We start from the raw sequence: 13,151 nt of genomic DNA, 5'->3' as shown, positions 1-13,151 counted from the left end.
GAAATAACGGAAAGGTAAACGCTGGCGTCAACGGAAGTAAGAAACAAAAATATAAAGAACTATTCGTACCACGGCAGTGGTACTTAATTACTTCACCTGTGTTCTTTGCATACAACAGCCGTGGTACGAAAAGAACACGGGCGGGGTAAGATTAGTTTGCCGTATATCCATCTCCTTCAAAGAACTGTATGGCATGTACAGTCAGGCATGGCCTTTCCTTGCTTAGAGCCGTGATGAGACTTGACCTATAAGCTCTATCAACAGACCAGTTCACTCGTGCGGCCGGACATCATTGAGTCATGCAGAATGCCAATCACTATAAAACCTCAGATTCCATGCCTATACGCCAGTGGCCTGTATCAACGGCCGGGTGTTGTATAAGTTAAAGGGAAAACGGGCATTATGTTAAATGTTAACGGAAATATCACGCAGCTAAAGCATGTTATAAAAAGGAAGGATTATTCCCCAAAGTTTGGAGAATACGGACAAAGAAGTATCTTTGCAGTGTGTTTTTCATAGTATTAGATTTAAGGTTAACAAAAAAGATTGGCTGTCTGGGAGAGATAGCCTTTTTTTATGAGAAAAAGATTTTAATACTTAATACGTCACTACGCAAGATTCCATCTCATAGAGTTCGGTTGAAACCTTATCTCAAAAGACTTCTGAAAAGTTTTTGCAGATGCAAACTAAAAGCAATGATGTTTTCAGCCATCCATACATCAATAAAACCGCTCTTTACCAAATCTATATAGCTACTGCTCCTTAGCTTCTTCCTGCGGAATACGTACCGACGTATAGAGCTCAAGGATAGCAGCAATAGTCAGCGAAACAATCCATTCATTACCATGCGTAAAGAACATAAAAGCTCCGGTAAGCACCAAGAGCAACGCGCCGAATATCTGCTGGCGCCGCAGACGTTTGATAGTGGGACTTTTGCATTTTGAAGGTGAATTTATTTGCGCTAAAGCAACAAATGTCGCACCTATCGTATATATATAAGGCGAGAGTTGCCATCCGGTGACATAAACGGCAGCGCCTATCAGAAGCATTACAGCTCCTACTGCAAAAAGGGCGGGTATCAGTTGTTTCATTCTTCTATATCATCTTGAAATACATAAATATCTTCGTTGGGCTTCTTCATCAGATACTTTTCACGGGCTATCTTCTCGATAGCGCCGGAGTCGACGGCAAGCTCATTCAGGCGACGGGTATTCTCCTCATATTCAGTACGATACCTGTCTATCTCTCCGCGTAAGCGCGTTTCCTCGCGGTAATAACCGAGACGGCGCACAATACTGTTCTCATCCAGAAAACCGACAAGCACAACAAACAGCACAAACGTTATCAGATATTTACGTCTGCGGACAAACAACCAGAGGGAAGCAAGTTTATCCATGTAATTCAGTTATTGTTTCTTTGAGTACAAAGATAAGACGAATAACTGAGAAATTTCTTTTTTTTGCGTACATTTGCACAAAAGCTGAGACAAGCCACGCTGTCTTTGTGCTCTATATTAGTGATAAGAACACCCTGAATATGGAAAATTATATCGTATCGGCACGAAAATACCGCCCCTCGACCTTTGAGTCGGTAGTGGGGCAACGCGCGTTGACTACCACTTTAAAGAATGCCATCGCCACAGGCAAACTGGCGCACGCCTATCTTTTCTGCGGTCCGCGTGGCGTTGGAAAGACTACTTGCGCACGTATTTTTGCCAAAACTATAAACTGCATGGCTCCCACGGCAGAGGGAGAAGCCTGTAACCAATGTGAATCGTGTACAGCTTTCAATGAACAGCGTTCGTACAACATTCATGAATTGGATGCCGCATCCAACAACTCCGTGGACGACATCCGCCAACTGGTAGAGCAGGTACGTATCCCGCCTCAGATAGGTAAATACAAGGTATATATCATTGACGAGGTACATATGCTGTCGGCTTCCGCTTTCAATGCTTTCCTGAAAACGCTGGAAGAGCCGCCCCGTCATGCCATATTCATTCTTGCCACCACCGAAAAACATAAGATACTGCCTACCATCCTTTCTCGCTGTCAGATATACGACTTCAACCGTATCGGTGTGGAAGATACCGTAGCTCACTTGGCCTATGTAGCCTCTAAAGAGGGAATTACCGCCGAACCGGAAGCTCTGAACGTCATTGCGCTGAAAGCCGACGGCGGTATGCGTGACGCCTTGTCCATCTTCGACCAGGTAGTAAGTTTTACCGGTGGACACATCACTTACCAAAGCGTAATCGAGAATTTGAATGTGCTGGATTACGAATACTACTTCAAACTGACCGACCATTTTCTTGAAAATAAAGTCAGTGACGCCCTGCTGCTGCTGAACGATGTGCTGAACAAAGGATTTGACGGCAGTCATTTCATTACCGGCCTGTCCTCACATTTCCGCGATTTGCTGGTAAGCAAAGATCCGGCCACCCTGCCCCTTCTCGAAGTAGGGGCAAGTATCCGGCAACGCTACCAAACGCAGGCGCAAAAATGCCCGTTGCCTTTCCTGTACCGTGCCATGAAACTGTGTAACGATTGCGACTTGAACTATCGTGCCAGCAAGAACAAGCGGCTACTGGTAGAGCTGACCTTAATACAAGTAGCTCAAATCACAGCCGAAGGAGACGATGTTGCCAATGGGCGTAGCCCTAAACAAGCCATAAAACCCATATTTACGCAGCCTGCCGCCACACAACAGCCACAGGCAGCTCCCGCTACGCCCCAACCGCAGGTATCCGCCACTGCGAAACCGCAAGCCGCCCCCACTGCAGCCCCTCCTGCCAATGCCACTGCTACACCGGCAAATACGGCTTCGCACGCCACTCCTACCGCCATTTTACTGGCACAAGGAAAAGAAGAAAAGAAGATTCCGGTAGTAAAAATGTCCGGTCTCGGCGTATCCATTAAACGGCCGAAAGCGGAAGAAGAGGCAAAGAACACGGCTCCAACCCCTGCCGCACAGCAAACAGCGCAACCGGAAGAAGACTATATCTTCAATGAAAGAGATGTAAATTACTACTGGCAAGAATACGCCGGACGCATGCCCAAAGAGCAAGTAGCCATCGCCAAACGTATGCAGAATATGCATGTCACCCTGCTGAACGCCACCACGTTCGAAGCCGTCGTGGATAATGAAATCGTTGCAAAAGAGTTTACTTCGATGATTCCCCGGCTGCAAGAGTACCTGCGTATCCGTTTGAAAAACCGTAAGGTAACCATGACTGTACGTATCAGCGCTCCCGCCGAGAAGGTTCGTGCATACGGCCGTGTCGAAAAATTTCAAATGATGGCGCAAAAGAACGACGCCCTGCTGCAATTGAAAGACGAATTCGGATTGGAGCTTTACTAAATCGTCCGGACAAGGAGAGGCCATATTCATCCGTTTGTTACCGAACATATTGAAAATAAAATCATTATATTTTATTTTGTATATCATGTTTTATGTTTATTTTTGCCAATAATAGACAAAGAAGACAAACAAAACAAACGATGAGAAAAAGTGCCGCCATATTGATAGGACTATGGGTAATATGTATGACATGTGCTACCTCAATATGCGCCGCAACCGTTCCCAACAAATTGGATACGTTGAAAGTTTTTATCCAAAAGAAGATACTTTACGACGAATACGTATCGGTGGATAGCGTCATCTGCTGGAGTGAAAACATTCTGCCGGACCTCAAAGCAGACAACCGCAATAAAGAAACCTACTTCTTATTACAGCTACAACTTGCCAACGCCTATACACTGCGGGGAGATATCAGCCTTGCCATAGACCGGGCACGGCTGATGTACGAAGAAGCCAAAGAAACCGGATACGATTTCGGCATGGTAGTTGCCAACCAAGCTATCGGCGACGCTTACACCATAGCCAGTCAATACGATAAAGCATCGGAGGCGTATCAAAACGCTTTAAAGGAATTAAGCCTTATCTCTCCGCAACATCCCTACCGTACGCAACTTTTACTAAAAGCATCCAATACTTTACAGCGCAAAGGCCGACTGGAAAAAGCAAGGAGAGTATTAAACGATATAGATAAAGCCCTTCTGCAACAACCGGATTATGCCACCGGCTTCTTCGCCGCCATCGAAAAAGCCAACTATGCCATCTCACACGGACATCTTTCAAAGACTTACCTTAAAGAAGCCGCCAAGTACCTGCAAGATATGGATTCTATCTATCGGCTGTATCCCGAGAAGTTTTACTATTTTCATCTGAAGTATACCGCTGCCGCCTACTACCGTGCCATGGGTAACTGGGATAAAGCTTATTGGGACAAGGCCTTGAAACTGTACGAGGAACTGAGACAGGAATATTCAGTCAACAAACGGTCGGCTTATTACCGATGGATTACACAGGAAACAATATATCTATATAAGATACAAGGAGAAGCAATGGATGCCTGCCGGTTGTATCAAGAATTATATCCCACGGTCGACACGCTCACCGCCGAAGGTTACGCACGGCAAATCGGTATCCTGCGTGCCAAATACCGGGTAGACCAAATGGAGCTGGCCAATAAAGAAGAGCACAGCAAGCTTATCACCGGCATATTGACAGGCAGTATCCTGCTACTCCTCATGTTTATCGTTATAACTATCGTGCTCAGAAGGCAGCGTCAGAAGCTAACCCTATCCACCCAAAGATTGGAGCGCCTGCGTACCGATGCCGAAAACGCCACATCCGCCAAAAGCATATTCCTTTCGAATATGAGCCATGAAATACGTACGCCGCTCAATGCCCTCTCCGGTTTTTCGTCCCTGCTGACAGAAGAAGGGCTGGATGACGACACACGTCGCCAATGCAATGAAGTAATCCTGCAAAACTCCGAGTTATTACTAAAGCTCATCAACGATGTGATAGACCTGTCGAGCCTTGAATTCGGGAAAATACAATTCAGCATTGGCCGGTATGATGTCGTCAGCATCTGCAGGAATGTAGCCGATACTGTCAGTAAAATTAAACAGACCCAGGCAGAAATATACTTCACGACGGAGCTGGAAAGCATGGAAATAGAAACGGACGACTCACGCCTGCAACAAGTCTTGATAAACTTGCTGATTAACGCCACCAAATTTACACCGCAAGGCAGCATTACCCTGGAACTTAAAAAACAGTCGGAACAAGAGTTGCTCTTTTCCGTGACAGATACGGGCTGCGGCATTCCCAAAGACAAGCAAGCCGCTATCTTCCAGCGTTTCGAGAAACTAAACGAAAATGCGCAAGGCAGCGGATTAGGACTTTCCATCTGCCAGCTCATCATCGAACATATAGGTGGCAGAATATGGATAGACCCTGACTATACAGGCGGTTCACGGTTCTTTTTCACCCACCCCTTCCAACAGCCACAGCCGGCCAAAGGCAGAAAGGAGAGCGAAGTATGAAAAGACTGCTTATCATAACGGCCTTACTCGCTCTGCTCCTACCCGTACAAGCTGTCGGTACAGACGCGAAAAAACAGTACTCCTCGCCGCGCCGGTATCCGGCCGAAATAGAATGTGCCATAAACCGCGACATTCAGAAAGCCGACTCATTAGTAAAAGCGGGAAAACCGGACGAAGCGCTCACATTCTACAAAAAGAGCCTCAAAAGCAAAGACTCGCTATACAATCGTATTACCACCTCGCAGATGGAAGAGATACTCTCTCTTTACAATATGGACAAGCTCACGCTGCAAAAAGAGCAAAGGCGCAATATGTTCCACCAAATCTGCTTATCCATATCCGTTATCATCATTTTTGCATTGTTGCTTTTCAACATCCACATATACCGGAGCCGGAAACGCCTGCAAAAAGATGAAAAGGAAATGAGAAGATTAACCGCCATTGCCGAAGAAGCGAATGAGATAAAAAGCCGTTTCCTGACAACTATAAGTTATAACATACGCATTCCTCTTAACAACGTAGTAGGATTTTCACAACTCATGACCGAGGACGCCAACCTGAGTGAAGACGAGAAAAGAGAATATTCCGGTATCATCCAAAGTAATTCGGCGGAACTCATCCGGCTTGTCAACAATATACTGGACCTCTCACGTTTGGAAGCCAACATGATGAAGTTTCAGTTACAGAACTGCAACGTACAAGAGTGGTGCAACGAACTCCCCTGCCTGGTACAGATGCGAAGCGAAGGAAGCATACATTTGGAGTTGGTGGCAGATACCGGCAATGCAATCATCCATACCGACGTCAGCCGCCTCACGCAACTGGTTTCCGGCATGCTGCTATACCCTGTCGAATGCAAGAGAACAAGGATAGTGAACATGCAACTGACTTACAATCCGGAAACACAGGCAATAAACTGCCGGATAGAGAACAGTCCGCTCACCGATCCCGCATTTTCTTCACAAAAGGAATCCATATCGCACAGAATCAATCTATTGTTTTTCGAGCACTTCAACGGCAGCTATCGTGTAGAGAAAAGCGGTGACAATCCAATCATATATTTCACATATCCCACGCTTACTACCTGATTATATGCACGTTTGTCCCTGCCGCTATTTAGACAGGGTACAAATTAAACGTTTTTAATCAAGATTGATAGCAAGTATTGAAGAAAACAGCTATTTTTGCCGAACCAATTAGTACTAATAATTAAAAAATTAAAGAAAATGGCTTACGTAATTAGTGACGATTGTATTGCTTGCGGAACTTGTATCGACGAGTGTCCGGTAGGCGCTATCTCTGAAGGCGATATCTATTCTATCGATCCTGAAACTTGTACTGAATGCGGTACTTGTGCAGATGTTTGCCCTTCTGAAGCAATTCATCCGGGAGAATAATACAATCCTAAGAAAAAGAAGAAAGGCTCGGTTTCAATGAAACCGGGCCTTTTTATTTCAGTACCAAGAAGTATATATCGCAACTCACCCCAGACTACACAGACCTTCCATCCATACGCCTGCGATGAGTTCCTGCCATCCAAAGATTATGCAAGCTTTGACAATGCTTCCTTGATGCGGCTGATAGCTTCCACGATATTCTCATCGCTGGTAGCATAGCTCATACGAATACATTCGGGAGCGCCAAATGACGTACCGCCTACGCAAGCCACGTGAGCTACTTCCAGTAAGTACATGGCCAAATCATCGGAGTTTTCAATCTTACGGTCGCCGGCGGACTTACCGAAAAACGAGCTGCATTTCGGGAAGAGGTAGAAAGCGCCTTCCGGTACGTTTACTTCGAATCCCGGCACTTCCTTAGCCAGTTTCACAATAAGGTCGCGGCGACGTTCAAAAGCCTTACGCATTTCTTCCACCGGAGCTTGCGTTCCCGTATAAGCGGCTTCCGCAGCTTTCTGAGATACGGAACACGGGCCTGATGTATACTGTCCCTGCAATTTGTTGCAAGCCTTTACAATCCATTCCGGTCCGGCAATGAAACCGATACGCCAGCCCGTCATGGCATAAGCCTTGGAAACGCCGTTTACAATCACGGTACGCTCTTTCATTTCAGGGAACTGCGCGATGCTTTGGTGCTTACCGATGTAGTTGATATGTTCATAGATTTCATCGGCAATGACAACTACCTGCGGATGCTTGGCCAACACAGCGGCCAGTCCGGCCAACTCTTCCTTGCTATATACAGAACCGGTAGGGTTGGAAGGAGAACAAAGAATCAAAGCTTTGGTCTTCGGCGTAATGGCGGCTTCCAACTGGGCGGGGGTAATCTTGAAGTCCTGCTCGATACCTGCTGTAACAATCACCGGATTGCCTTCCGCCAGCTTCACCATTTCAGGATAGCTCACCCAATACGGTGCAGGCACAATCACTTCATCACCCGGGTTCACCAATACCAAGATTGCATTGCAAACCGATTGCTTGGCTCCGTTGGCACAAGAAATTTGTGCAGCCGTATATTCCAGACCGTTCTCTTTTTTCAATTTCTCTACGATAGCATTACGCAAGGCCGGATACCCCGGAACGGGAGAATAGCGAGAGAAGTTATCGTCTATCGCCTTTTTGGCAGCCTCTTTAATGTGGTCGGGAGTATTAAAATCAGGTTCTCCGACACTCAAGTTAATTACATCTACGCCTTGAGCTTTCAGCTCTGCGCTTTTCTGAGACATAGCCAGCGTCGCAGAGGGCGACAAGCTGTTCAAACGATCTGATAATTGGTTCATCTTGTTTCTATTTAATGGTTGTTATGCAAATCCGGTTGCAAAATAAGCGATTTTCTTTGATATAATAAAACAAAAAGACAGTTACTTATTAAAATGAAGAGTATGCCCCATACGTTCCTTCTTTGTACGCAGGTAACGTTCGTTATACTGATTCGGGTTGGTTTCCACCGGCACATTCTCCACAATCTCCAGGCCATAGGCTTCCAAGCCTACGCGTTTCACCGGGTTGTTTGTAAGCAGACGCATCTTATGCACACCCAGCTCGCGCAAAATCTGAGCGCCCACACCGTAATCGCGTTCATCAGCCAGATGTCCGAGACAAATGTTGGCATCCACCGTATCCATGCCGTCTTCCTGAAGTTTGTATGCTCTCATCTTTTCCATCAGACCGATGCCGCGGCCTTCCTGATTGAGGTATACGATAGCTCCCTTACCGGCTTTCTCTATCATCTCCATCGCCTTGTGCAACTGCTCGCCGCAATCGCAACGCATGGAGCCGAATATATCTCCCGTGGCGCAAGAGGAGTGTACACGCACCAGTACAGGTTCATCAGGCGCCCAAGTACCCTTGAACAAAGCCACGTGCTCCAAGCCGTTGGACTTCTGACGGAAAGGAATCAGACGGAAATGTCCGTGCTCTGTCGGCATATCCACCTCCACACCTTTCTCCACGATAGATTCCTGCTGCAAGCGATAGGCTATCATATCGCGGATAGAAATCAGTTTCAAATTGAACTCGTCCGCCATTTTACGCAATTCGGGCAAACGCGCCATCGTGCCGTCTTCGTTCATAATCTCCATGAGCGCACCGGCAGGATAGAAACCGGACAGGCGGCACATATCAATCGTGGCTTCGGTATGACCGGCACGGCGCAACACGCCTTTCTCCTGTGCGTACAGCGGATTGATGTGTCCGGGACGGCCGAATGTGGCCGGAGTAGAAGCAGGGTCGGCCAACGCCTGAATGGTTGCGGCACGGTCGGCGGCAGAAACACCGGTCGTACAACCTTCCAGCTTATCGATTGTTACCGTAAAGGGAGTACCCAATACAGAGGTATTATCGGACACCTGATGAGGTAAATCCAGTTCTTTGCAACGCGACACCGTAATCGGAGCACACAATACCCCGCGTGCGTGTTTCAGCATGAAGTTCACCTTTTCCGGCGTTATCTTTTCGGCTGCGATAATCAGGTCGCCCTCATTTTCACGATCTTCATCATCGACTACAATCACGAAATTACCGGCCTTGAAATCCTCAATGGCCTCTTCTATCGTATTCAACTTTACTTTTTCCATATATTTCATTCTTTATTATTTATTCTGATTGACTTTTATGATATTCCGTATCTCTTCGTTTGTACGGATAATCCGCTCCATATCCTTGTTCAACCGGATGCGGAATGCCCAGATACGGAAATAGAAAAACAAGCCGACAGGCACTATCACTCCACACAACATATTCAGCCAGTAATTACGGAAAGGACGCACATGGGCGTGAACGGCTATGACAGGATAATTATTCAATGCCGTCAGCAACGGTATAGACCTTGTATTGGACATCTCGTCTATCAAAGCCTCCATCCGGTCGTTGAGCTCCGCCACTTCCTCGTCATACGGCGTATCATTCATCCACAGCCTGAAATAATTGGGCGCACGCATCAAAGCTTTCTTTTCGGCATACGCGCGACAATCCGCCGACAGTTGCTGAAGTTCTCCCGGCAGACGGGCATAATCCGGATCGTGAATAATCACTTCCTTCCTGAACAGGTGGCGGACACTGCGGATACCCGCTATCTTCTTAAACCAGTTGACATAAGCATCGGCATTCAGCACCACCGAGTCGTTATTGGATTTATAAGTAAGGAATGCACCCAGCGGCGCCAGCACAGCCGTACTGGTCCACATGCCCATCCATACAATCCATTTGCCGTCACGCGCCATCTTATAGCCCGTATTATTGATGATGTAATAGATGATGAAAATAAGCACGGACACCACCACAGGCATACCCAAACCGCCTTTACGGATGATACCGCCCAACGGTGCACCGATAAAGAAGAAAATAAGGCACGCCAACGAAAGCGTCAGTTTCTCGTGCCAGGACGTCATGTGACGTCTCAAGCTGGTTTCCGTCTGCGATATATTGAAGCCCTTGAAGCTCCAATCGCTCGCCGCGCTTTCCGCACGGCTGACAGCCGTAGACATAATCTTCTGCTTCTGCATCAAAGTAGCCGCATTGAACAGACTGTCCACATCGTAATTGCCCAAGCGGGCAGATTCTATCTTCATCGTATCCGTCTTGCTCAAGGTATTGGTAGTGGCTTTGTAAGTACTTGCCATAGCCTCTTTATAGTAAGACCGCCCCACACTGTCGTTCTGTACTTTCATGGAGTCGATGCCGGCCTGCAACATTCTCATATCCTTACTATTGGACTGATTGCTCATAAATCCGGCATCCACCATATTGAAATCCGAGTTGAATTCTATAATCGCATGCTTCTCCACGAACGCTTCCCGACGATAGGGCACATTCTTCTGGTTCATATTCTGCGACTTCAGATTTTCAAACTGCTCACCGCTGTAAAGGTGCAGATAAAGGTGCTGCTTGTCGGCCGTCATTTCCAATCTGCCGGAGTCCGACTTGATTATCTGCGCATTCTCAAATCCTTTCTCGAAATTATAAATCAGCACATCGTACAGCATACCCGTCTTACGGTTCTTATGCTTTACGTAAAGGTTGTAGCCGTCTATCTCGTCATAAAACACCCCTTCGGGAATATCCACTTCGGGCGACTTCTGCTTCATGGAAATCAGCAGCGTCCATAACTTGGTCTGCGCCTTAGGGCCGATAACGTTCTGAAAATAGAAAGAAACACAACAAATGATGGATATGAAGATTATCAGCGGACGCATAATCTTCAACAGAGAGATACCTGCCGCTTTCATGGCAAGCAATTCAAAACGTTCTCCGAAATTTCCAAAAGTGATGAGAGCCGCCAGCAATATCGCCAAAGGCAACGAGGCCGGCACCAACGTCAGCGCCGAATAGAAAAAGAACTGGGCAAGAACGTTCATCTCCAATCCTTTTCCCACCATTTCGTCTACATATTTCCACAGAAACTGCATCATGAAGATGAAAAGGCAGATGAAGAAAGTGCCCATAAAGAGCATGCAAAAGCTCTTTAATATAAATATATCTAACTTTTTTATGCGCAGCATTTTACTTGTTTCATGCAATGAACGCACAAAAGTAGCACAAAAAAGGGAGTACGGGAAATTTTTAATTGAAAGTTAACTAAAAACCGCATGTTCTACGCAAAGTATCTACCTGGGATTCCCACAATTCACGTAAATCGTTTGCTTCGTCTGCGTTGGTGAAGTCAGTTATTTCAAGTACAAAATCATTGGTTAACTCGTTGTTTGTCATTTTTAATTCAAAATACTCACGCGAGTTTTCATCATCGAGCCAGCGGAAGCGGATGAATGAGTATGCCCGCACGGCAATAATCTCGGCATCGCGTCTTTCTGTTTTCCCCCAGAAGAAGGAGACGGTCTTATCGTCCGATTGAACCCTGTCCGCAAACCAGCCCTCCAAACCGGTAGGAGTACTTATTGCTGTCCAAAGAATACTTTTAGAAGTCGCATTCAAGAGATATTCCAAATGTATTTTTTTTCTTTCCATAGTCTATTCTGCTTTTTATTGCGCCAGCCAAGATAAATACTTTTTTCTAATTAGAAAAAATAATTCATTAATTTTATTCGGCTTTACTTTAGCGCAACCGGCTAAAGCACTGATAATGTTATATTATATCATCGGAAGAAAAGAAAGAAATAGTTTTTCTTTATCCTAATGATAAAATAAATAACAGAAAATACGTCCAAAAGTTTTGGCAGTTTAAATAAAAGCTATATCTTTGCACCCGCAATCGAGAAATGATGGCGGGATAGCTCAGCTGGTTAGAGCGCATGATTCATAATCATGAGGTCCCCGGTTCAATCCCGGGTCCCGCTACAAGATGAGTATTGAGACTGTTGAGAGGCTTCCACTCTTGGCGGTCTTTTTTGTTTTCAGTATTCGCGGTTCGTACCGGCACCGGCCGGAGCGACCGAACTTTCCGATAACTCCGTTTTTGATATATATCCAAAAAAGTTTTCAACCGTATCAAACGAGATTTATACTGCGGTGAAAAAACGGTTTCCATCCCGTGAAAGCAAGCTATCATCGTATGAACAAGATTTCCTTATCTACCCTTCACCTTTCACACTCCCCTATCCATGAGGAATAGCGGGTGAACCCTGACATTACGGATTTCCCTCCGAATCATCCCGCAAGGCGGGAATTTTCGTTCCATAAGACAAATAAATCCGCCTCACGGGATAAATAAATTTATCCCGTGAGGCGGATTTATCCATACCGTAAGACGCTTTCGCCACCAATCATGCCGCATATATATCTTTGACAGGGGGTTCACCCGCTATCCCTGATGAATAAAGGCGTGGAAGGTGAAGGCAAATACTGTACTTTGTTCCGAGCCGGCAGATTATCTGGACAAGCCTTGACTATCACAGATTATCTTTCCAAATTGATATTGACAGCATTCATTCCTTTCGCCCCGCGCTCGAGGTCGAACGTAACGATATTACCCTCTTTGACTTCCGTAACAACATTGTTTACATGAAAAAAGTATTTCTCAATTCCTGCAAGGTCTTTGATAAATCCAAATCCTCTGGCTTCATTGAAGAACTCAACTCTTCCTCGCAGAATCACCGGTTCTTCATCTTCCTTTTTGGGAGTGGAAATCATTATCTCCTCTACATTAATCTCTTGCTTTTTGATATTCTCTTCGGGTGGAGTTGAAGTAATCATTCCATATTCGTCCACATAGGCAATCATGTCGTCAAAACTGCCTTTAGTAGATTTTCTGCCTTCTTTTCTCTTTAATTTCTCTTCCCGCTTAGCAAGTCTTTTCTTTTCATTTTCACGCTTTCCCGCTGTCATGGATTTTGCCATAGAACTT

11 protein-coding genes and 1 tRNA gene are annotated in these 13,151 nt (G+C 45.9%); 5 read left to right on the top strand and 7 right to left on the bottom strand.

Annotated features, from left to right (window positions below):
* Positions 1-752: 752 nt before the first annotated feature.
* Positions 753-1,091, bottom strand: a complete 339-nt coding sequence (locus tag BUB52_RS14785; RefSeq protein ID WP_009122302.1) for a hypothetical protein — start codon at positions 1,089-1,091, stop codon at positions 753-755.
* Positions 1,088-1,396, bottom strand: a complete 309-nt coding sequence (locus BUB52_RS14780; RefSeq protein ID WP_009122303.1) for an FtsB family cell division protein — start codon at positions 1,394-1,396, stop codon at positions 1,088-1,090. The genes BUB52_RS14785 and BUB52_RS14780 overlap by 4 nt, the downstream gene beginning before the upstream one ends.
* Before the next feature lie 140 nt (positions 1,397-1,536).
* On the opposite strand from BUB52_RS14780, the gene BUB52_RS14775 reads away from it, so the two are divergent.
* The 4 genes from BUB52_RS14775 to BUB52_RS14760 all read left to right on the top strand — a co-directional run bounded on the left by BUB52_RS14775 (position 1,537) and on the right by BUB52_RS14760 (position 6,793).
* Positions 1,537-3,360 (top strand): DNA polymerase III subunit gamma/tau, encoded by a 1,824-nt coding sequence (locus BUB52_RS14775; RefSeq protein WP_039950900.1) that lies wholly within the window; start codon positions 1,537-1,539, stop codon positions 3,358-3,360.
* A gap of 140 nt (positions 3,361-3,500) precedes the next feature.
* On the top strand, positions 3,501-5,396 hold the full coding sequence (locus BUB52_RS14770; protein WP_050792286.1) for a tetratricopeptide repeat-containing sensor histidine kinase: 1,896 nt from the start codon (positions 3,501-3,503) through the stop codon (positions 5,394-5,396).
* Positions 5,393-6,484 carry a sensor histidine kinase gene (locus tag BUB52_RS14765; protein ID WP_009122306.1) on the top strand — a complete coding sequence of 364 codons (1,092 nt, stop codon included), beginning with the start codon at positions 5,393-5,395 and terminating at the stop codon, positions 6,482-6,484. Before BUB52_RS14770 ends, BUB52_RS14765 begins: the two co-directional genes overlap by 4 nt.
* Positions 6,485-6,622: 138 nt before the next feature.
* Positions 6,623-6,793, top strand: coding sequence for a DUF362 domain-containing protein (locus tag BUB52_RS14760; protein ID WP_004292360.1), 171 nt, complete (start codon positions 6,623-6,625; stop codon positions 6,791-6,793).
* A 146-nt stretch (positions 6,794-6,939) separates the two neighbouring features.
* Here the strand turns inward: BUB52_RS14760 and BUB52_RS14755 are convergent, their stop codons facing one another.
* The 4 genes from BUB52_RS14755 to BUB52_RS14740 all read right to left on the bottom strand — a co-directional run bounded on the left by BUB52_RS14755 (position 6,940) and on the right by BUB52_RS14740 (position 11,815).
* Positions 6,940-8,133: a pyridoxal phosphate-dependent aminotransferase gene (locus BUB52_RS14755; RefSeq protein WP_022219349.1), complete on the bottom strand. Its 1,194-nt coding sequence runs from the start codon at positions 8,131-8,133 to the stop codon at positions 6,940-6,942.
* 81 nt (positions 8,134-8,214) lie between these two features.
* Complete coding sequence (locus BUB52_RS14750) at positions 8,215-9,429, bottom strand: bifunctional 3,4-dihydroxy-2-butanone-4-phosphate synthase/GTP cyclohydrolase II (protein ID WP_039950901.1); 1,215 nt, start codon at positions 9,427-9,429, stop codon at positions 8,215-8,217.
* 15 nt (positions 9,430-9,444) lie between these two features.
* Complete coding sequence (locus BUB52_RS14745) at positions 9,445-11,352, bottom strand: LptF/LptG family permease (RefSeq protein ID WP_039950890.1); 1,908 nt, start codon at positions 11,350-11,352, stop codon at positions 9,445-9,447.
* Positions 11,353-11,428: 76 nt separating this feature from the next.
* Positions 11,429-11,815: an START-like domain-containing protein gene (locus BUB52_RS14740; protein WP_009122311.1), complete on the bottom strand. Its 387-nt coding sequence runs from the start codon at positions 11,813-11,815 to the stop codon at positions 11,429-11,431.
* A 256-nt stretch (positions 11,816-12,071) separates the two neighbouring features.
* Here BUB52_RS14740 and BUB52_RS14735 point away from each other — a divergent pair.
* Positions 12,072-12,145, top strand: a tRNA-Met gene (locus BUB52_RS14735).
* A gap of 558 nt (positions 12,146-12,703) precedes the next feature.
* Here the strand turns inward: BUB52_RS14735 and BUB52_RS14730 are convergent.
* Complete coding sequence (locus BUB52_RS14730; RefSeq protein WP_009122313.1) at positions 12,704-13,144, bottom strand: cold-shock protein; 441 nt, start codon at positions 13,142-13,144, stop codon at positions 12,704-12,706.
* Positions 13,145-13,151 lie beyond the last annotated feature (7 nt).

This window comes from Bacteroides clarus YIT 12056, assembly GCF_900129655.1.
Lineage (GTDB): Bacteria > Bacteroidota > Bacteroidia > Bacteroidales > Bacteroidaceae > Bacteroides > Bacteroides clarus.
The sequence above is the reverse complement of the archived record's forward strand: the minus strand, read 5'-3'. Positions and strand labels throughout refer to the sequence as shown.

Bases quoted from the DNA above. Each gene is read 5' to 3' on its own strand.
- BUB52_RS14785 (WP_009122302.1), bottom strand. From the start codon at position 1,091: ATGAAACAACTGATACCCGCCCTTTTTGCAGTAGGAGCTGTAATGCTT.
- BUB52_RS14780 (WP_009122303.1), bottom strand. From the start codon at position 1,396: ATGGATAAACTTGCTTCCCTCTGGTTGTTTGTCCGCAGACGTAAATAT.
- BUB52_RS14775 (WP_039950900.1), top strand. From the start codon at position 1,537: ATGGAAAATTATATCGTATCGGCACGAAAATACCGCCCCTCGACCTTT.
- BUB52_RS14770 (WP_050792286.1), top strand. From the start codon at position 3,501: ATGAGAAAAAGTGCCGCCATATTGATAGGACTATGGGTAATATGTATG.
- BUB52_RS14765 (WP_009122306.1), top strand. From the start codon at position 5,393: ATGAAAAGACTGCTTATCATAACGGCCTTACTCGCTCTGCTCCTACCC.
- BUB52_RS14760 (WP_004292360.1), top strand. From the start codon at position 6,623: ATGGCTTACGTAATTAGTGACGATTGTATTGCTTGCGGAACTTGTATC.
- BUB52_RS14755 (WP_022219349.1), bottom strand. From the start codon at position 8,133: ATGAACCAATTATCAGATCGTTTGAACAGCTTGTCGCCCTCTGCGACG.
- BUB52_RS14750 (WP_039950901.1), bottom strand. From the start codon at position 9,429: ATGGAAAAAGTAAAGTTGAATACGATAGAAGAGGCCATTGAGGATTTC.
- BUB52_RS14745 (WP_039950890.1), bottom strand. From the start codon at position 11,352: ATGCTGCGCATAAAAAAGTTAGATATATTTATATTAAAGAGCTTTTGC.
- BUB52_RS14740 (WP_009122311.1), bottom strand. From the start codon at position 11,815: ATGGAAAGAAAAAAAATACATTTGGAATATCTCTTGAATGCGACTTCT.
- BUB52_RS14730 (WP_009122313.1), bottom strand. From the start codon at position 13,144: ATGGCAAAATCCATGACAGCGGGAAAGCGTGAAAATGAAAAGAAAAGA.